Origin of the sequence: Amycolatopsis sp. (assembly GCF_035276945.1) — a bacterium.
In the GTDB taxonomy this organism is placed as follows: Bacteria; Actinomycetota; Actinomycetes; order Mycobacteriales; family Pseudonocardiaceae; genus Amycolatopsis_E.
Genome location: NZ_DATELF010000090.1, coordinates 1 through 18663 on the forward strand (window position 1 = coordinate 1; position 18663 = coordinate 18663).

Genomic DNA, 18663 nt, shown 5'->3' on the forward strand with positions numbered 1-18663 from the left:
CCAACCGCCCGCTCAAACGCACCGCGAACGGGATGTTGTACGTCGCCGACGGCCCCTCCAAACGATGGAAAAACCACAAACGCGACTGCGCGAACGACAACCGCAACCGCTCCGGCCACAATCGCCGACACAACGCCGGCCTTGGCTGCCGCGCGCTGAGTATCAGCTCGGCGAGCTCACCCACGGTCGGATTCTCGAACAGGTCGCGCATGTCGATTTCCACGGCGAACACCTGGCGCACCCTGGACACGAGGCGAACGGCGAGCAGCGAATGACCGCCGAGATCGAAGAAATGGGCGCCCATGCCGACGCTGTCCGGTGGAATACGGAGAACCCTGGCGAACAGGCCGCGGAGAATCTCCTCGGCCTTACTCGCCCGGACGCCGGCGGGTTCGGGGGCGGGTCGCAAAGGAGCGGGCAGCGCGTCCCGGTCGAGTTTGCCGCTCACCGTCAACGGCAGCGATTCGAGCACCATGATCACATGGGGGACCATGAACTCCGGCAGCGTCGTTCTGACGAATTCGCGTAACTCGGCGCCCAGTTCACCCTTCACGCCGTCTGGTCCAGCCACCACGTAGGCGACCAGATTCCGTTCGCCCGACAGATCCTTGGGGGCGAGGACCACGGCCTGCGTCACCGCCGGATGCCGCAGCAGCACGGCGGCCACCTCACCCGGCTCGATGCGGAAACCGCGCACCTTCACCTGGTCGTCCGCGCGACCGAGGAATTCGAACCGTCCGTCGATCCGCCGCCGCACCACATCCCCGGTGCGGTACATGCGCGATCCCGCTGGCCCGAACGGATCGGCGACGAAACGGTTCGCGGTCAGCCCGGGGTGCCGCCAATATCCGCGGGCCAGCCCGGCGCCCGCCACGTACAGTTCGCCGGTGATTCCCGGCCGGACCTGCCGCAGTTGCTCATCGAGCACGTAGCCGCGAATATCGGGCAGGACCGCGCCGATCATGCTGGCCGCCCCGGCGACCGACTCGCCCGGACGTACCTCGGTATAGGTGACGAACACCGAAGCTTCGGTCGGTCCATACATGTTGACCAGCTTCGGCGTGCCGGGATGGCGTTGCCACCACGCGTCGACGTGCTCCTGGCGCAGCGACTCGCCGCCGAGCAGGATCAGTCGCAGCGCCATGCCCCGCGCCACCTGCGCGTTGTCCCGGTCGGCGTCGACCAGCACGCCGAACGCCGATGGTGTCTGACACAGTACGGTGACCCCTTGCTCGGCGACCATCCGCAGCAACTCGACCGGTGATCTCCACAGTTGGTTGGGCACAATCACCAGCCGACCGCCGTGTAGCAGCGCGCCCCAGATCTCCAGTATCGAGAAGTCGAACGCGTACGAATGGAACAACGCCCACACGTCGTCCTGGCCGATACCGAGATCCGCCGCGGTCACCTGGAACAGACGCAGCAGGTTGTGCTGACCGATGACGACACCTTTCGGCGTGCCGGTGGAACCCGAGGTGTAGATGACGTAGGCAGGATGGGCCGGCGTGAGCGGGGCGATCCGGTCGGGGTCCGCGGGCGTGGTCGCCGGACAATCGGCGAGCGCGTGAACCGTGGCCGGATTGTCCAGGAGTATCACCGGGATATCGGCGGGCGGCAACGTGTCAGCGGTTTCCCGCACGGCCAGCAGCGTGACCGGCGCCGCGTCGGCGAGCATGAACGCGATCCGGTCGGTCGGGTAGTCCGGATCGATCGGCAGGTAGGCCGCGCCCGACTTGAGCACCGCGAGAATCGCCACGATCATCTCGACCGAGCGGGGCAGCACCAGCGCGACGATGTGCTCCGGCCCGGCGCCATAAGTGATCAACAGCCGCGCCAACCGGTTGGCCGTTTCGTCCAGCTCACCGTAGGTCAGGCTGGTGCCGGCACCGGTCACCGCGACCATGTCCCGGCGCAGCGCGACCCGGTGGGCGAAGGCATCGGGCAGGGTGACCGGCAAGCCGTTTCGCGGGCCAAGGGGCGATACCTCCGGCCGGTCCGCCGCGGGCAGTTCGATCTCCCCGATCCGCCGACTCGACTCGGCGGACCCGAACGCCGCAAGCGTGGCAAGGAAAAGTCGCTGCTGGTCGGCCAGCTCCGCGACCTGGTACCGGTCCGGATTCGCGTCGAGGTCGATGCGCATGCCCGCGTCATCGGAGCGGTGCACCACCACCATCAGGTCGTCGACCGGCCGTGCGGACAGCACGTGCGTCACGGCCCGGTGCCCGTCGAAGACCTGGCTGTAGCCGAACGGCATGATGTTGATCACTGGACCGGTCAGGCTTGTCCGGCCGCCGCCCGGTTCGAGGTCGCGGGCCAGTTCCTCACCCCGGTAGCGCTGGTGGCGCAGCGCGTCGTCGATCCGGTGCGCCGCCTGCCGGACGAGATCACCGATACACGTGTCCCGGTGCACGGACAGGCGCAGTGGCACCACGTTGGCGACATTGCCGGGAATGCTGAGCAGTTCGAGGTCGGTGCGGCCGGTGACCGGCAGGTTCAGCACCACATCCGTCGCGCCGGTGTCCCGGTGCAGGCAGGCGGCCAGGGCGGCCACCAGCACAGCGGACGTGCCGCCGCCCAGTTCCCGCCCCCGCTCCGCCAGCCGTTCGGTGTCATCCGGCGAGAGCACCGCGCCGCGGTGCAGCGGGGTTACCGGCATGGCGATTGCGGGCCGGGCAGGCTGGATCCCCGCGGGCCGGCCGGCGAAGCGGGTCGTCCAGTAGGTGCGGTCGGCGGCGAACTCCGGTGATCCGCGATAGTCCTCGTCCCGGACCAGCATCAGGTGCAGGGAACCGAAACCCGCCGGGGCACCTGCCGTTTTCCCTTGCCGCAGCGCGCGATACAGCTCGTGCACCCGGCGGCACACCAGACCCGCACCGACCGCGTCAATCACGATGTGGTGGTAACTCTGGAACCACAGGAACCGGTCCTCGGCCAACCGGAAGATGGCGTAGTCGAACAGCCGCCCGTCGGCCAGTTCCATCGGCCGGGACAACTTGGCCCGCATCCGCGCTTCGGCCCTGGCCAGCGGATCAGAGGCGTCGCTGAGATCGAGCACCGGCAACGGCCAGTCGGCACTCGGTTGCGGCTGCTGCCATGGCCCATCCTCGTCCATGCCGAACCGCACATGCAGCGGCTCGGCCTCGGCGACCGCCTGCCGCACCGCCGCAACGAGCATGTCAGGGTCGATCCTGCCGTGGATGTCCAGATACTGCCCGAAGCAGAATATCGCGCTGTGCGGAGCCAGTTGCTGGGCCAACCAGATTTCACGCTGCGCGGCCGAAAGTGGCAACCGCACCGTGGTCAACGAGGTCATTTTCCCATCCATCAGAATCAGCGACGAATGACTCCACCCAGCCAGCGGTGACCGGATCTAGGTGCGCCCGTGCAGTTGACGCAGGAATTCGTAGTTGGTCGGCAGCGACGCGACCAGTTCCCGTTGTTGTGACTTGATCGTGGCGAACAGTGACTCAGCCACCTGGATCGAATCCGTTTTGTGTGCGATGGCCGGCAAAGGCCGATCCGGCAGCAGGCCCATTCCGGTGAATATACAGTAGTAGCTGCCGTTGGTCCAGAAGTTGCGGAACTCCGCATCGAAGTTCTGGTAGTAGGACGACTCGCCGACCGTCGGCGGGTTGATCGGCATCCCAGCCTTGTACATCGCCACTTTTTCGATGATGTTGTCCGCCAGCTCTAGTTCCTTGTTACGCTTCCAGAACGGCGTGTCCACACGGGGTGAAAAGTAGAAATGAGCCTGGAGAAAGTCCCGGGTGTCGTCGAACATGGTCTCGATCTCGCGGTTGAACCCGTCGACGAACACCGGGTGGAACGATCGGTCGGGGAAGTGTTTGACCAACTGGTAGATCGCGCCGTAGATGAAATAGATACCGGTCGACTCAAGTGGTTCGAGAAAGCAGGACGACAGGCCGATGGAAACGCAGTTCTTCACCCAGGCACGCTCGTTACGGCCCACCCGGAACCGGATGTGATTGAGCGGTGTTTCCTCACCGATTCCCCACAGTGCGCGGAATTCCTCCGTCGCCTCGTCCTGGTCGGCGAACTGGCCGGAATACACGTATCCGGTACCGAACCGGTTCAGCATGGGAATGCGCCAGGTCCAGCCGGATTTCATCGCGATGGACGAGGTGTAGGGCTCGACACCGTGCTTGGCGTCGTCGTGCGGCACGGCGGTGGCCACCGCGCTGTCGCACAGCAGGTGATCGCTCATGTCCACGAACGGCTCGCCGAGAACTTTGTTGATCAGCAGGCCGCGGAATCCGGAGCAGTCGACGAACAGATCACCCTCGATCGTGTCGCCGCTGGCAACCCGCAGTCCGGTGATGAATCCGTCCTCACCCAGGACGGCCTCGGTCATCTCGTCCCGGACATGGACCACGCCTTGCTTTTCCGTGGCGAATCCGCAGAGGAAGGAAGCCAGTAGTTGCGCGTCGAAGTGCCAGGCGTAGTAGGTGGCCGGCCGGCCGTCGGCATGGCGGGGCGCCAGTTTGGCGTCCATGATCGCCGGCTCCTTGAAACACGCGTAGTCGAACTGCTCGTCGGTCTGCCCGGCGGCCAGTTTGTAGGCCCAGTAGTGGGAGAGCGGAATCTGGTCCTGGGCCGGCAGCAGGCCGAACGGGTGGTAGAAATGGTCGGGTCGGCCATGCCAGTCACGGGCCTGCGCGACACCCTCACCAGGAGTGCGCCAGTTGATGAACTTGACGGCGGTCTTGAAGCTGGCGTTGCATCCGCGCATCCATTCGTCCTCGGCGATCCCGAGGTAGTCGAAGAACGCGCGTTGCAGATTGGGCACGCTGGCCTCGCCGACGCCGATCCGCGGAATACCGGGGGCCTCGATGACGGTGACGCGCACCGTCCCCCGTAGTGCCTTGCCGAGGTATGCTGCGGTCATCCACCCAGCCGTGCCACCGCCGAGGATGACCACACTCCTGATGCGTCTGTCCACGACTCTCCCTCGTCCTGGGTCAGAAAACTGCGGGCGGCAGCGGAGGTGTGCTGCGGTTCAACGCAACTTCCCGTGGGCGCTGTAGCGGCCCAGCGCGACCTTCTCGGCCACGCATTCGATCTGGTTGGGCCGTTCGATCTCCGGAAGTTGCTCGCAGTGGGCGCGTACCGCGTGCTCGCTGGCGCCGCCTATCACCGTCACGGCAAGCCGTTCCAGGCCGTTCGGGTCGCGCACCACCCGCACCTGCGCGTCCGCCACACCGTCCAAGCGCAGCAAGTGCCGCTCGATCGCCCGCGGATAGATGGTGATCCCGAACAGCTTTTCGCCGTTGTCGATCCGGCCGTCCAGATACAGGTGACCTGCTTCGTCGAAATGGCCGTAATCGGTACTGGCCATGAACTTCCCAACCGGCCAGGCGCCCTCTCCGGGCTGCCAGATGTACTCGGCACAATCCGGGCCCGTCGCGGCGACCGCGCCGATGCCACGCTCATCGGGTTCATGCAGCCACACCGCCTTGCCCACGATCGGCCGGCCGACGTGCGCGTCGCCAACCGGATCCCGGTCGACGGAGATGGCTCCGGCTTCCGCGGCACCGTACAAGTTGATCAGTGACACATTCTCGAACCGGCGGCGAATCGTGTCGATGCGGTGCGCGCCCAGATGCCCGGCGCCGAGGAAGAACGCCGCTTTCGACATGTCCACCCGCTCGCCGCCAAGCGCGGCGGCCGCGGCGAGGGCCGGCACGGCAAGCACGGTCAGGTTTGTCCGCTTCGCCAGGTCAGCGACCGTCCGCCAGTCGTGCGGCTGGAAAACCACCAGATCACGGCACATGTACAGGCTCTGTAACACCACCATCGCGAACGCCGCGGAGAACTGCAACGGCAGGCAGGTGGACAGCAGCGGCGGGGCGCCGTCGGCGAACGTCGGCTGGTACATGGCGCGCTCGTAATGCAGCGCGATCAGTTCCAACTGATCGGCGTAGGCCACCGCCACCTTCGCCCCGGCACCGGAGGTGCCCGAGGTGCACACACCCCACAGCGGACGTTCCAGAAGTCCGGTGAAGGGCGTCGGCACCTGGTACAAGCCGTTCGCCAGCCGGCGATGCTCGATGCCGAGCGCGTTCACCTTCGCCCATACCAGGAAGGTGTCCGCGACGCCGGCCACCGCGAACAGCGAGACGAGCGCATCGAGTCCGGCGGACGGATCGACGACGTACGCGTGTTGCTCGTCTACCAGCGCTGCCCGCTCGCGACCCGACGCCGATAGTTCTCGCCAGCTGGCAAACTGTCCGCCCCAGTGCACTCCTGGCTCGCCGCGTAGACCGTCGCGGCCCTCCCTCAGGAAGCGGACGAATGCCGGTCGGCCCACTGGACCCACCCTTCGATCGTGCGCGGGCGGTCGTTCAGCTCTACCGTGTCCACGTCGAAGCCCCGATCGCCGAGATAGGACATCACGACCACGGCCTGCAGCGAGTCGAGTTCCCGGGCCTGATCGACGCCGTCAAGGGCGCCGACCAGCTCATCGTACAGTTGTTCGTTTCTGAGCTCTGCTGCCATCAGGACCCCACCTCGGCGACCAACGGATTTTCCTTCGGGTATTCGAAAAAGCCCATGTCTCGGCCGCCGTCGCGGACCCGCAGCAGCGTCTCGCGTGGCCGGCGCAGATCGCCCGCGATGAACTGCGAGCTTTCCTCGTCGTTGAGCGGCGCCCCGTCCCGCTGGTACGGCGCCACGTCCGGGCTGCCCGGGCTCACCACCCCGCACAGGCCGACCGAGCGGTCCTGGAACTGCTCGTTCTCCCTTGAGGACAGCACGAGCCGCTGATCGGGGCAGGAGTAGGCGAACGCGGCCATCATGCGCAGGTACTCGTCGTCATCGAGCCAGGTGTTGTTGTGCGCACTGGACGCCGGCCGCATCCGGGGCAGGGAGACATCTACGATGGCTCCCCGCCGCCGCAGGTGGGTCACGTGCGCGATCAGCCGGACGAGCTCGGATTCGACGTTGTCGTGCAGGCCTACGAGCACACCCGCGTTGAGGTGCCGGAACCCGTTGTCGATCCATCGGTCGAAGGTCGACAGCCGTCGCGCGTAGTCGGCCTTGGGCACATCGCTGGACTCCTCACCCATGAACCTGCGGTAGGAATCGTGGTCATAGGTCTCCTGGAACACCGCGATACCAACGGGTTCGTCCCGGCCGACCCATTCGCCGAGTACCTCGATCTCGTCGGACTCCATACTGCCGATGTTGGAATGGACCCGCTGGAATCCCATGTCCAGGGCCTGCCTGATGGCCCAGCCGATCCGAAACGCCGTGCTCAGCCGAGCATACTTGTCCTGGTACTCTCCGGTGAGGAAGATGACGCCCCGGACATACTCGTGGTAATAGAGGATCTCCAGCTGTTCTTCGAGTTCCTTCTTGCCGGCGTATTTTCGGATCAGCCGCGGGTTGCCCTTGCGCATTCCGCACATCTTGCATTCGGAGTCGCAGTGGTTGGTCGTGTACAGCGGCACGAAGGCGTTGATCTGCGGCCTCCTGGTCGCCAGCCGGCGCTCGGCCGCCGCGACCAGTTCCTCGTTCGTCACGCTCCGGTCCCGCCAGAGCGCGGCGGCAAGAGCGGCCCTGCTGATCGGGGGTTCCTGATCGGGCGGCAGATCGAGCAGGTCGCGAGCGCGCGCGGACGCCACCTCGGCTGAGATCGAGGCCGGTTCAGGTAGCCGGAACCGGTTCACTTCAATGTCGAGTAAATCTGTACGCACTTTTCCTCCACGGGTCATGGCGGCACACAGGCGGCTTCGCGTTGCTCACCGATTCCATCGGTCACATGCCTGTCGGTACATTTCGACGAGCGCCGGGCTGGCCACGGAACTGGATTCGTACCGGTCGCCGTAGCGTTGCTGGTAGGCCGAGAACCAGTGCGGGTCCGAATTCAGGAACAACACGTCATGGAAGGCCATCCTGCGCAGACCCAACATCGGCACCGGCGCGCGCGAGATGAGGAAGTCCGGATTATGGACCGCGGTTTCCTGGCAGTGCGGATGGAACTGGCCGAGGATGAAGCCGCGCTGGACAAGGTCCGCCTTCGTGTTGCGATGCGCCTCGTCCAGCAGGGTCAGCTTCTCGTCCGGGATGCCGGTCAGCACCCATACCAAGGCACGCAACGAGTCACCATGACCTGGCCAGCGAACGGATTCGAATCCGTCGGCCATGTCGTGCACGATCGCCACCATGCCGTCGACATCGATGTCGGCGGCCACCGGCCGTTCCATCGACGCAACCGAGCCGGCCTTGATCGCCGGCGCGACGAACGGGCATATCGCGCCGTCCCTGCCGAGTAATTCGTGAGGCTTACATAGGTATTCGACAAACCATCTGCGCGCTGTCTCAACGGCACATGAGGGGAGTTCCGGCTGCGCGACGAGCATCGTGTTGCCCCCGATAACGGTTCGTTGAATGAGCGGTGGCCGAGTGGTGGTCGTGAAGCTTGTCGTTCGGAAGCCTTGGCGTGTGCGAACCTCGATCTTGTTGGATCGACTTGTCTCTGTCGTCTGAGTGGCCGGCAAGGTCGCTTGCAGCGTATCGAGATCTCAATCGGTGATATTGACCCAAATGGACGAATTTTCCTTACTTGGCAGGGGTCGGAAAATTGATCGCGATTGTGCCATGAATGATCCGGTGACTCCATCCGCAGTTTGCGGATTTTTGGGTCCTCGAAGTTGGCCGGTGAAGGTGGGCACGGGTGGTTGTGCGGTGGGCGTAATCAGGAGTTCTTCGGGTGACAGGCCCATTCGGGTCAGGAACAGCCGTGCGGCATCCAGTTCGACCGAGGCCGCGGCCGGCCCAGCTTTCCGGGTTGCCCTGCGAGATCACCGTCCAGCGATTGCGCGTGGTGCTGCGCGAGCAGGTTGTCGGGCGCGGCGGGCGGGTGCACGACGAGTAGGTCACGCTGTGGGTTCTCAGAACTCCTAACACAATGAGTGGATCTTGGTGCGACACGAAAGTCGCGTATCGCGGGTGAACTCGCAGGTTGGATGCCGGTTATTCCGGATGTGTAGTTCCTGGTCGGTGTTCGCAGACCAGTCCCCGCCCTGACGTGCGCCCGCGGTCCTGCGTTCAGGCATTGTGCGAACCACTTCCGTCGAGGTCGTTGCGGCTGGTTGGGCGGATGCAGGCGGCATCGTTCCGCGCTTTCAGCGCATGCGCTACCAACGCGGCGGACAGTGCGGTGAGGCCGCGCAGACTGGTCGGGCAGTGCCCGGTCAACTGCTCGATGCGCCGTAGCCGGTAGTCGATCGTGCTGCGGTGGATGATCAGGTCCTTGGCGGCACGTGCCCGGTTGCCGTCTGCGGCGACCAGCGCCTCAAGAGTCTGGCGCAGGATCCGGTTGGCGATCACCGGTTGGATCACGGCGGTCAGTTCGGCGGCCACGGACGGGGTGCTTGCCGCCGCGAACTCCACCATCACGTCGGAAGGCGTGCACAGTCCGGTCCGTTGTAGCGCGACGGCCGCGGTCAGGATGTTCTCGACCAGTTCGCGTCCGGCAGGCAGATCACACACCGGCCGATGGATCATCGCCAGCCAGCTCCGCTTGCCCAGTTCGGCGACCACCCGCTGGCACTTGGCGTGTGCTTCCGTTGCGGTTGCGGCGGGGACCAGCACCTGCCCGCCGCCGTCGGTCAACCGGCACAGCGTGTGGTTTCCGGTGCGCCGGAGGAACACCTGCTCCAGCTCTGCGGCGGTCACCGCGGGCGCCGCGACGCACACCATCGCATACGCGCCAGCCACCGCGCGGCATGTGGGCAGGGAAACGTCCGGCCGGCCGGACAGCAGGGCGTCGGCGATCTCGCGATTGGTCATCGGCCGGTCCGGCTGGGCGATTTGCCCGGCCCGGCAGCCGGCGTGCGGCTCCACCGTCGTCTCCGCGCCGAGCGCGTTCAGTTGCCGGGTCACCGCGTGCCGCACGGCCGGGTCGCCGACAGCGTGCCCAGCGGCGTCTGGTGCCGTAGCGGGGCGGTCATCTGGACAAGCACGTCCATCGCCGCCTGCTGGCGTGCCGCCGCCAAGCCGAGGCGCCGGGCCCGGCCTCCCGCGCGAACGGCTCGGTCGTTCGTGCCGCGGCGCGCGTCGCGACAGGTCCGCGGAAACTCGCTGGTCTCGCCGGGCCGTTCGGAGGTGCTGGTCATCGGCTCCGACGGCCACGATGGGACCGGCATTCCACCATGGCTGAGTGGCCTGGACATCGTGCCTCCAATCGATCGTTCTTGGCCGCACCAAGAAAACCGGCCGACTGTCCAAACGGCATCACTGATTCCTCAGGGTTCGCTCGGTCTTTGTCGGCGTTCTTGTGAAGATTGGGTGGCCTCGACAGCGCGCCGTGATGAACAGATCGTGGTGCCCGGTCCCCGGCGGGTGGACCGGCTACGACCGCAGGGCCGCCGCGCCGCCGCGGATGATCCCGGCGACGGCGCTCCGGCGCCCGGCACGTCGCGGCCCGGCCGGTCCACCAGTTCCGTGCCAACCTCCCAGAGCCGGGCTCGGTACCAGCGCAGCCAGCCCACCCGCAGGCCCTGGCCGATCAGGCCGATCAGCAGTGACAGCAGGGCACCCGCCGCAGCCGGCGCGTGTGCGGCAGGGAGGTGCGGCAGGGAGGTACAGCCCGATCTACGCCATCGGGACGGCGTCGTGCCGCACGGCGAGCACGACCAGACCATTGGCCATCCGTCGTTCGGTCCAGTCGGGCGGCCGGGGTATCGGGACACCTTCCCGATGGTAGGATCACGCCTTTCCCCAATCCGCCTTCCGGGCGGATTTTGGTAGATTCTCGGACTTCCCTCTCGATGGCAGGCGTTGTTTACTGAAGATGGCGATATCACGCGGTCCACCTGTTCAAACTTCGGAGATTGCGCGCATATCAGGATCGCATATCGGTATCCGCTGATGCGAGCGACCGACTGCTCACATCTTTTCCACTTGTTCTCATCGATCAACGAAAGAACGGAGCTCTATCGGTGAACAGAATCGAAACCGTCCTCGCGGAGCGGGTGGAACCGCTGGAGCGGCTTCAGACCGCGGGCGGCGTCGCGCCGATCGCCTGCTGCCCCGCTGCTTGGGCGGCCGCTGCGGGGGTGGCCGCCCTTGCCGGCTTAGGGGTTGGCTATGCGCAATGCGCGAACCACGGCTGCATGCACGGCACGGAGAACCTGCTCGAGGTGGATGGAACCCACACGTTGCCCGTTGGTGACCTGCTGCAGTTGCGCCGCGACGCCATCGGCGGCTGAGCGGTCATCGGCCGGGGCGGCGCCACAACGGTGTGGCGTGACCCCGGCGGAGTCCCCCGAAAACGTCAGTATTCGAATGTGGAAAGTGGACAGGTGGAACATATTTCGGCGCACGTTGTCCCGCCCATCGACCGGACGCTGCGGGAAACCGAGATCATCACGGCGGCCGGCATTTTCATCAGTTCCCTCGAGTACCTGTGCCAGTCTCGGCACTTGGAGGAGTCCGGTCTGCTCAGCTGGCAGGTCGGCCGGACGAAGTACCGGTGGGCGTCCAGGAAGGGGGCCGATCTGATCGACCCGCTGGTCACCACGCCGGGAATCAACATCGTGCTCGGACTGCGGCTGGCCGCGGCCACCGCGGTGCTCGCACCGGGTGCCGCACGGGAGCTCAAGGCCCTCGCGATGGGCTATCTCGCGTTGACCAACCTGGTGCTACACCTGCGCAACAGCCACGGCTCGGACGGTTCGGATCACATGAACGTGATCGTCTGCACCGCGCTGGCCGCCAGCAAGTTGTTCGGCGACGACGAGCGAGCCAAGAAGGTGTGCACGGCCTTCATCGCGGCTCAGTCCTGCCTGTCCTACGTCGCCGCGGGCGCCGCGAAGCTGATCTCGCCCTTCTGGCGGGACGGTACCGCGATGGCCGGCATCTTCCGCACCCGTACCTATGGCCAGAAACACATCAGCAAACTGTTCAACAAGCACCCGCTGCTGGCCAGGACCGGCGGCTGGGCGGTGGTGATCGGCGAGTTGCTGTTCCCCGTCACGCTCGTCGCACCGAAGCGATTGGCCCAGGCCCTGCTGGCCACCGGTTTCTCGTTCCACCTCGGCAACGCGGCGCTGATGGGGCTCAACCGGTTCCTTTGGTCATTCGGCGCCACCTATCCCAGCGTGGCCTTCCACTCCAGGAGCCTGGCGTCCAGGAAGAGCGCCGCGTGAACGGGCAGGGGGTGCGTGCGTCGGCAGGTCGGCCGCCGAGCGGGGCCCTACTACGGCTACTTCCGGCGTGGGCGGGCGCCATGAGGTGGCAGGCCGTGAGTCTCAGCCTCGCCACCCTCGGCGGTGTGGCCGCCGCTCTGAGTGTCCGGGCCGGCTGTCAGGCGATCGCCACGCGCCGGGAGGACGCCGCCCTGCCGGGCCGCGGCGAACTGATCGACATCGGCGGCCGGCGGTTGCACGTACTGCGGGACGGTGACCAGCCCTCCGGCCCGACGGTGGTGTTCCTCAGTGGCATGGCGGCGCCGCTGGAGTTCTGGGCGTGGATTCAGCCCGAGGTGGCCGCGACAGCAAGGACGATCTCCTACGACCGGGCGGGTATCGGCCGGAGCGACGCGGTGCGCGGCGTGCGCACCGCGCGGCTGGCCACCGAGGACCTGACCGCGTTGCTGACCGCACTCGACGATCCCGGCCCCTACGTGCTGGTCGGACATTCCTACGGCGGCCTGCTGGCCCGGCATTTCGCGCACACCAGTCCCGGTCGGGTGGCCGGGATGGTGCTCGTCGACGCCTCGCACCCGGACCAACTGCGCCGGTCGGCCATGCAGCGGCTGGGTCTGCCCGCCACCCGGTCGCTGATGCGCGGCAACGAAGTGGCCGCCAGGTTCGGGCTCGAACGGCTGCTGGCCGGTCAGGAGTGGGGCCGGGAATGGGCCGGCCTGCCCGAGTGGGCGCGGGAGGTGGTCGGGGCGCGGATGCGCCGCGCGGCCACCTGGCGGGCGGGCAACGCCGAACTGCGCGGCTGGGTGAACCACGTGAACGACGAAGTGCGGGACACCGGCCGGCCACTGGACTGCCCGTTGGTGGTGCTGACCGCGGGCGAGACCGAGCAGGCGGACCCGGTGCACCGGGTGCTGCAGCGTGAGCTGGCCGGGCTGTCCCGCACGGGAACACAGTCCACAGTGGACAAGGCAGGTCATATGAGCCTGCTGGCCGACAACCGGCATGCCACCGAGGTGGTCAAGGCCGTGCTGCGGGTGCTCGGCGCGGTCACCGCGGCCGGGCGGGATTCACGGGAAGTTCGCCTGGAAGCCGGAGCGTGAGATGGTGCGACATACTGTTGCCAGAGTCGGCCGATACGCCCTGACTGGGCTGTTCGGGTCGTGGTTTTTCATCACGCTGCTCTCCCAGGACCCGCGACGGAAGTTCGAAAAGCTCCGCAAGTTCGATCCGTCCGGCGTGTTCATCGCGGACTGGCGATTTTTCGCGCCCAGGCCGGGCATGCACGACTACCACGTGCTGGTGCGGGATCAGCTGGTGGACGGCAAGCACACCGACTGGACGGAGATCTGCCCGGCCGAGGCCCGCAGGTGGCACCACGCCCTGTGGTACATCAACCGGCGAGTGGAAAAGGTGGTGGCCGACTCGGTGTCCGGCCTGATGGACTTCGGCAGGCTCGCGCGCAAGAAGGAAGACATCCAGCTCAGCGGCTCCTACCTCACCCTACTGAACTATGTGACGTCGAGCGTTCCACACCACAAGGACGCGGACCGCACCCAGTTCCTGGTCGCCGCCTCCGATGGATACGACGAACAGGAGGAACCCACGATACTGTTCATGTCCAATGCCCATCCGCTCACGTGAGCCATCGAGGAAGCAGGCTGAACCACTGTCGCCGCCCGAAGTCACGGGGTTCGCCCTGGGGGAGCTCCGGTAAGGAATCGTTGAGGCCCCTCGGCCACCACCGTGCCGGCCGACGGAGCCGTTCGAATTGTCGGTCCTGTCGCCGTTCATTTTTCCGTATTCCGAATCAGTCGGCCGGTCGTCGGTTGCTCACCGGCAAGATATCAACAAAATTGCTGATGCTTTCTCGCGACGAATAGGATAGATTTGACTGTGGATCCGATCGGGTCCACGAATCGAATGGAGTTCCTCATGAATCGAATCGAACTGGCGGCCGTGTCCGATGCGGAGATGGTAACTCCGCTAGCGATGAGCGAGCCGACGACGCCGGTGCTGTGCACGCCCACGGCCGCGGCCGCAGATGCCTTGATCACCGCCATGGCCGCCGCGTTCGGCATCGCCTACTACGCGGCGAGGGCGGGAGGCTACATGGAACGGTCGGACTTCGACGTGCCGGCCGGAAAGCACGGTCTGCGGGAGATGTCCGCCAGCAAGCTGATCGGGTTCCGCAGGGAACTGAGCGCCTGCTGAACCTCGACGCGGCGGCCGGTATCGGCGGCCGCGAAGTGACGGCGCAGCCGGTATCAGACGGTAGGTATTTTTCGAGCGAAAGGAGATTCGGTGAATCGGATTGAACTCGCGGCTTCGGCCGCGACGAACGCCACCACGGTGGCCCCGCTGGCCACCGGCGGACAGGCCATGCCGGTGCTGTGCACCCCCGCGGCGGTCAAAATCGTTGCCGCGGCATTCGGCGTTGGCTACCTCGCCGCGAAGGCGTTCGGCCCCGTCGACGAACCGGACTTCGAGGCGCCGGACGGGGAGCACGGCCTGGCGGCGATGTCCGTGGGCGAACTGATCGGTTTCCGGCGGGGGTTGAGCGGCCACTGACCCCCGGCCGGATGGGCCGCGTCTTCGACAGCAAAGACGCGCCGCGTGGATGCGGCCCATTACTGGCTCGTCTACCATGGGTTTGAGTGGTTTTCATAACCCGGTGGGCGCACGCCGGGCGCCGTCTCTTTTTCTGGCGCGGAAAGAGCCTGAAACGATATGGGCCGGACGGGGTGCGCCCACCGGCGGCGTGCTGACCAGAAGACCGCCGTGGCGGATCCGCCACCGACACCACCCGGAGGTGCCAAGCTTCATAGCGCGGGCCGGTCGCCGACCCCGCCTCCTGCTACCATATCCAACCCGGATGTCGAACGGATGAATACCGGTCTTCCATCGTGGAAAATCTTTGCCGCCGAAGCGTGAGCCCAAATCCACAGCCAACCTCTTCACCGCCCGGAAATACATGGCAAGCGGCGTTTCAAGAAATCTGTTCCGCCGTCCTTGAAAAACCGCAAAACCGCCAACGCGATGACCTGAAAAAATGCGATTTTCCGTGATCTAACACTCACGTGAGCCTACCTGACAGGCGGCCGGAAAGAGCGTTAAGATCGCCAACAGCGACTTGCCAGCGCCAACATCCGGAAGGTCCTATGAATGCCACGACCGTGATCCCAGAACAGGGTCGGGTACTAATAGTCGACGACGAATCGTGCATCATGACAATGATGGGCATGGCCCTGCGTTTCCTTGGTTATGAGGTCGAATTGGCGGTGACCGGCCGGGCCGGGTTGAGTGCGGCGATCACCGCTGACTTCGACGTGATTCTGCTGGACGTCGTGCTGCCCGATCTGGACGGCTTCGAGGTGTGCCGCCGGTTGCGGGAAGGCGGGGTCGAGGCACCCGTGCTGTTCGTGTCCACACGGGATAATGTCGAGGACAAGGTGCGCGGGCTCGACCTCGGCGACGACTACGTCACCAAACCGTTCGACCCCAACGAGGTCGTCGCACGGGTCAAGGCACTGCAACGACGAGGGCGGTACACGGCGGGTGAGAACCGCCAGTTGCGGGTCGGGTGGGTCGAACTGGACCAGGACTCGTACCAGGTACGCGCACACGGCTCGCCAGTCGTCCTGTCCGTCACCGAGTTCAGGCTACTGCGCTATCTGCTGGTCAACGCCGGCAGGGTGATCACCCGTGCGCAGATCCTCGACCACGTGTGGAGCCACGCGTTCAACGGTGAGACCGGGGTGGTGGAAACCTACGTGTACAACCTGCGACGCAAGCTGGGCGATGTCAACCGGCGGCTGATTCGCACCGTGCGCGGGGTGGGCTACATGGTGCACGGTGTGCAGGACATGCGGCCATGATGGGATGGCGGCGGCCACGGCGGAAGTGCACTCGGTGGCCGCGGTCTTTTTGCGGACCGCTCATGGCCGTGCTCATCCCCATCGCGATCTGGGCGAGTACGTCTGGCTTGGCGTCACACGGGTGCAGCGTTGCGCAAGCTGGTCCAGTCAGCGCCGGACATGGCGCGGAGCGGTGCAACGCCCCGTGATACTCGCGTTCGCGTCAGCTCCCACACGTCGACGAGGTGGTGAGTGACGTCGCCGGAGCACTCGGCCGGACCGTAGTCGTTGATCAATAGCCACTGGCGGGCCGGTTCGGTGGGCAACCCTCCCGTTGAAGAGTATCCACTGCGGTGATCGCAGAGTGTCGGGGTGGCCTGCCAAGTCATGCACCATGTGACGCGGCATGGTCGGGCACCAACTCGTCGACGGTGCTGCCGTGTTCGTCGATCGCGTGAGCGGGCGCCACCGGGTCGAAGGCGATGTCGTCGAGCGGCACCACAAGGAATTGACCGGCCCGGCCACCGTCGACCGGGATCAGGGCGCCGGTGAGGCACCCGGACACGTCGTTGTCGAGGAGCAGGGTGATCCACCTGGCGACCTCGTGGGATTGGCCGCACCTGCCCAGCGGGGTCGATGCGAGCAGGTCCGCACGCAGGCCCCGGTCTGTGCGCCGGTGAGCCCCAGGTCGGCATACAGATCGGGGGCGAAGCCGATTCGATCGGCGCGGAGCGCGCCACGATCTCGGCGAGGGCTTCGTCGACGTCGAAGAGCGGCACGGGCTCCTCTTTCTTGAGACATTCTCCAAAAACAAGTGCGGCCGAGTTTCTTGACTTCGACTTCGTAAACCCGGGCGCGAGTTCGCCGAGCAGGTCGAGCGCGCGGCGTCTCGCTTCCTTGCCATAGCGCCCGGCCAGGACGAGCGCATCGCCGTGGTCGGCGACAATGCGGCCACGACCCTGGTCGCGCACGTCGCCGGGCTGCTCGCCGGGGTCGGCACGGTCGCGACATCCCGCCAGCTGACCGCGCGCGAGATGGCCGATCAGTTCGCCGGCGCGGGCGTGGTGGCCGTCGTGACCGGGCCGGTGGGACGCGATGCGGCGGTCCGTGCCGGCGGCGAGGAACGCCTGCGGGCCGTCGTCACGCACGGCGCCGAGACCGTGCCGGGAGCACTCGACTGGACCGGCTTTCTCGCGGTCAGGCCGGCTCCTGTCCCGGAGGACCGTCCCGCCCGGCCACCACTGTGCCGTTCGGGCGTTCTGCCCGTGGCCGTGGCCCGCAACCGGCGTGGCGTAACCAAGATGGTCGTCGATCTCGCCTTCTGGGGCGGACTCGACGACCATCTTGGTCAGCTTGCCCAGCCGTTCTCGGGCCGCCAGCTCCCTACTCGGCAGTAGCCGATGGGGCTCAGGCTGGTGCCCTTGGCCCAGCAGTTCTGGTCGCGCTCGGCGGGAAAGTAATACGCGTTGTGCCCGGCGACAACGGCCACAATGAATTCGACCCTGTCACCTGAGTTGTACGGGATTTGCAGGTCCCTCTCCGAGCCCGCCGTGACTCTGCCCGTGCAGGTTTCGATGTTGTTTTTCGTGACGTTCTTGATACACATGTTCGCCACGTAGGGGCCGAGCTGGTGCACCCAGACCGTCCTCTTTCCGGCCTGAGCCGAAGCCATCGCCGATCCAGGAGCGGCCAGCGATAACACCGCGGCGATCAGGGCAACCAGTGTGATGATCGGCCCGAGCCGGGCCTGGGCTGAATTCGTCATGCGAATTTCCTCATCAGTAGTGGGGATGTGGAGCTCGTGGCGCCGGCGCCACGGGTTTGGTGTTCCTCGTCTGATCTGCCGCCAGGTGATGCCCGGCGTCTCCCGGCGCTCGACCGTCTCAGAAAAGAACGGTGCGCCTGACGGCAGATCCGGGGGGTGTGTGGATGCCGTCGCTCGCCCCGATCCGGGAGGTCGGGTGCTCGCCGAGATCGCCGGATGGCAGGCGTGCCCTGGTCCGGACCAGTCGGCGCTGGACGAACACCAGGGGCATCCACACGTCAGGTGTCGACTCGGCAGTAGCCGATCGGCGCGAGGCTCGTGCCTCTGGCCCAGCAGTTCTTGTCGCGGTCGGCGATGGGTGAGTAGTACGCGTTGTGGCCGGCAACGACCGTGACGATGAATTCGACGGTGTCACCGGAGTCGTATGGCACCGTGAGATCGCGGTTCGAGCCGTCCGGGATGTTTCCGGTGCACTGTTCGGTGTTGTGCTTGGTGATGTTCTTGAGGCACAGGTTGGCGATGTACGGACCACGCTGGTGCACAATCATCGTTTTGGTCCGTGCGGCGGTAGCCGCCTCCGCCGCGGCCGCGGTACTCACGGCAATTCCACCGAGCGCCAGAATTGCGGCCGCGGAAAGCCTGACGTGCGGCCAATGACTTGCGCATCATGAATCTCCTCTGGATAAGGCGAATTCGGTTTACCTGTTGCTCACACTGCCGCCCCGAGGACGCGGAAGGCGCGGAAACACCGCCGTTTGGTCGTCCTGGGCTCGACCGTCCGCAGACGGATGCGGCGTCCAGCCGGCGGTCACCCACTGGTTCCCATTCGCGGCATCCTGTGCTTGCACGTCCACGATCACGCAGATCGGTC

19 protein-coding genes and 1 pseudogene are annotated in these 18663 nt (G+C 66.1%); 9 read left to right on the top strand and 11 right to left on the bottom strand.

Annotation, left to right across the window (positions count from 1 at the left end):
- The 6 genes from VJT49_RS15230 to VJT49_RS15255 all read right to left on the bottom strand — a co-directional run.
- The coding region (locus VJT49_RS15230) for an amino acid adenylation domain-containing protein (protein ID WP_324165463.1) at positions 1–3313 on the bottom strand (3313 nt) is incomplete at its 3' end.
- Positions 3314–3370: 57 nt separating this feature from the next.
- Positions 3371–4960: a tryptophan halogenase family protein gene (locus VJT49_RS15235; RefSeq protein WP_324165464.1), complete on the bottom strand. Its 1590-nt coding sequence runs from the start codon at positions 4958–4960 to the stop codon at positions 3371–3373.
- Between the two features lie 57 nt (positions 4961–5017).
- Entirely contained in the window at positions 5018–6328 is a 1311-nt protein-coding gene (locus VJT49_RS15240; protein WP_324165465.1) for an AMP-binding protein, read from the bottom strand.
- Positions 6298–6516 (bottom strand): hypothetical protein, encoded by a 219-nt coding sequence (locus VJT49_RS15245; RefSeq protein ID WP_324165466.1) that lies wholly within the window; start codon positions 6514–6516, stop codon positions 6298–6300. The genes VJT49_RS15240 and VJT49_RS15245 overlap by 31 nt, the downstream gene beginning before the upstream one ends.
- Positions 6516–7715, bottom strand: coding sequence for a 3-methyl-2-indolic acid synthase (nocL, locus tag VJT49_RS15250; protein ID WP_324165467.1), 1200 nt, complete (start codon positions 7713–7715; stop codon positions 6516–6518). The genes VJT49_RS15245 and nocL overlap by 1 nt, the downstream gene beginning before the upstream one ends.
- A gap of 45 nt (positions 7716–7760) precedes the next feature.
- Positions 7761–8381, bottom strand: coding sequence for a DUF6875 domain-containing protein (locus VJT49_RS15255; protein WP_324165468.1), 621 nt, complete (start codon positions 8379–8381; stop codon positions 7761–7763).
- A 380-nt stretch (positions 8382–8761) separates the two neighbouring features.
- Here VJT49_RS15255 and VJT49_RS15260 point away from each other — a divergent pair, with 380 nt between their 5' ends.
- Entirely contained in the window at positions 8762–8896 is a 135-nt protein-coding gene (locus VJT49_RS15260; RefSeq protein ID WP_324165469.1) for a hypothetical protein, read from the top strand.
- A gap of 173 nt (positions 8897–9069) precedes the next feature.
- On the opposite strand, the gene VJT49_RS15265 is transcribed toward VJT49_RS15260, so the two are convergent.
- Both VJT49_RS15265 and VJT49_RS15270 read right to left on the bottom strand, forming a co-directional pair.
- On the bottom strand, positions 9070–9918 hold the full coding sequence (locus VJT49_RS15265; RefSeq protein WP_324165470.1) for a helix-turn-helix domain-containing protein: 849 nt from the start codon (positions 9916–9918) through the stop codon (positions 9070–9072).
- Entirely contained in the window at positions 9903–10139 is a 237-nt protein-coding gene (locus VJT49_RS15270) for a hypothetical protein (RefSeq protein ID WP_324165471.1), read from the bottom strand. Before VJT49_RS15270 ends, VJT49_RS15265 begins: the two co-directional genes overlap by 16 nt.
- 825 nt (positions 10140–10964) lie before the next feature.
- Between VJT49_RS15270 and VJT49_RS15275 the strand changes: the two genes are divergently transcribed.
- The 7 genes from VJT49_RS15275 to VJT49_RS15305 all read left to right on the top strand — a co-directional run bounded on the left by VJT49_RS15275 (position 10965) and on the right by VJT49_RS15305 (position 16048).
- The gene (locus VJT49_RS15275; protein ID WP_324165472.1) at positions 10965–11234 is read left to right on the top strand and encodes a hypothetical protein; all 270 of its coding nucleotides are present in this window, start codon (positions 10965–10967) and stop codon (positions 11232–11234) included.
- 93 nt (positions 11235–11327) lie between these two features.
- On the top strand, positions 11328–12173 hold the full coding sequence (locus VJT49_RS15280) for a hypothetical protein (RefSeq protein WP_324165473.1): 846 nt from the start codon (positions 11328–11330) through the stop codon (positions 12171–12173).
- 95 nt (positions 12174–12268) lie between these two features.
- Positions 12269–13273, top strand: coding sequence for an alpha/beta hydrolase (locus VJT49_RS15285; protein ID WP_324165474.1), 1005 nt, complete (start codon positions 12269–12271; stop codon positions 13271–13273).
- 4 nt (positions 13274–13277) lie between these two features.
- Positions 13278–13814, top strand: a complete 537-nt coding sequence (locus VJT49_RS15290; RefSeq protein ID WP_324165475.1) for a hypothetical protein — start codon at positions 13278–13280, stop codon at positions 13812–13814.
- Between the two features lie 291 nt (positions 13815–14105).
- Positions 14106–14384, top strand: coding sequence for a hypothetical protein (locus VJT49_RS15295; RefSeq protein ID WP_324165476.1), 279 nt, complete (start codon positions 14106–14108; stop codon positions 14382–14384).
- Between the two features lie 90 nt (positions 14385–14474).
- Entirely contained in the window at positions 14475–14741 is a 267-nt protein-coding gene (locus VJT49_RS15300; protein ID WP_324165477.1) for a hypothetical protein, read from the top strand.
- A 590-nt stretch (positions 14742–15331) separates the two neighbouring features.
- Complete coding sequence (locus tag VJT49_RS15305; RefSeq protein WP_324165478.1) at positions 15332–16048, top strand: response regulator transcription factor; 717 nt, start codon at positions 15332–15334, stop codon at positions 16046–16048.
- A 364-nt stretch (positions 16049–16412) separates the two neighbouring features.
- Here the strand turns inward: VJT49_RS15305 and VJT49_RS15310 are convergent, their stop codons facing one another.
- Positions 16413–16592 carry a hypothetical protein gene (locus VJT49_RS15310; protein WP_324165479.1) on the bottom strand — a complete coding sequence of 60 codons (180 nt, stop codon included), beginning with the start codon at positions 16590–16592 and terminating at the stop codon, positions 16413–16415.
- A 301-nt stretch (positions 16593–16893) separates the two neighbouring features.
- Here VJT49_RS15310 and VJT49_RS15315 point away from each other — a divergent pair.
- A pseudogene (locus VJT49_RS15315) lies at positions 16894–17424 on the top strand (AMP-binding protein); the annotation flags it as partial.
- Here the strand turns inward: VJT49_RS15315 and VJT49_RS15320 are convergent.
- Together VJT49_RS15320 and VJT49_RS15325 are read right to left on the bottom strand one after the other, a co-directional pair.
- Positions 17376–17792: a hypothetical protein gene (locus tag VJT49_RS15320; protein WP_324165480.1), complete on the bottom strand. Its 417-nt coding sequence runs from the start codon at positions 17790–17792 to the stop codon at positions 17376–17378. The pseudogene VJT49_RS15315 and the gene VJT49_RS15320 overlap by 49 nt on opposite strands.
- A gap of 278 nt (positions 17793–18070) precedes the next feature.
- On the bottom strand, positions 18071–18391 hold the full coding sequence (locus VJT49_RS15325) for a hypothetical protein (RefSeq protein ID WP_324165481.1): 321 nt from the start codon (positions 18389–18391) through the stop codon (positions 18071–18073).
- Between the last annotated feature and the right edge of the window lie 272 nt (positions 18392–18663).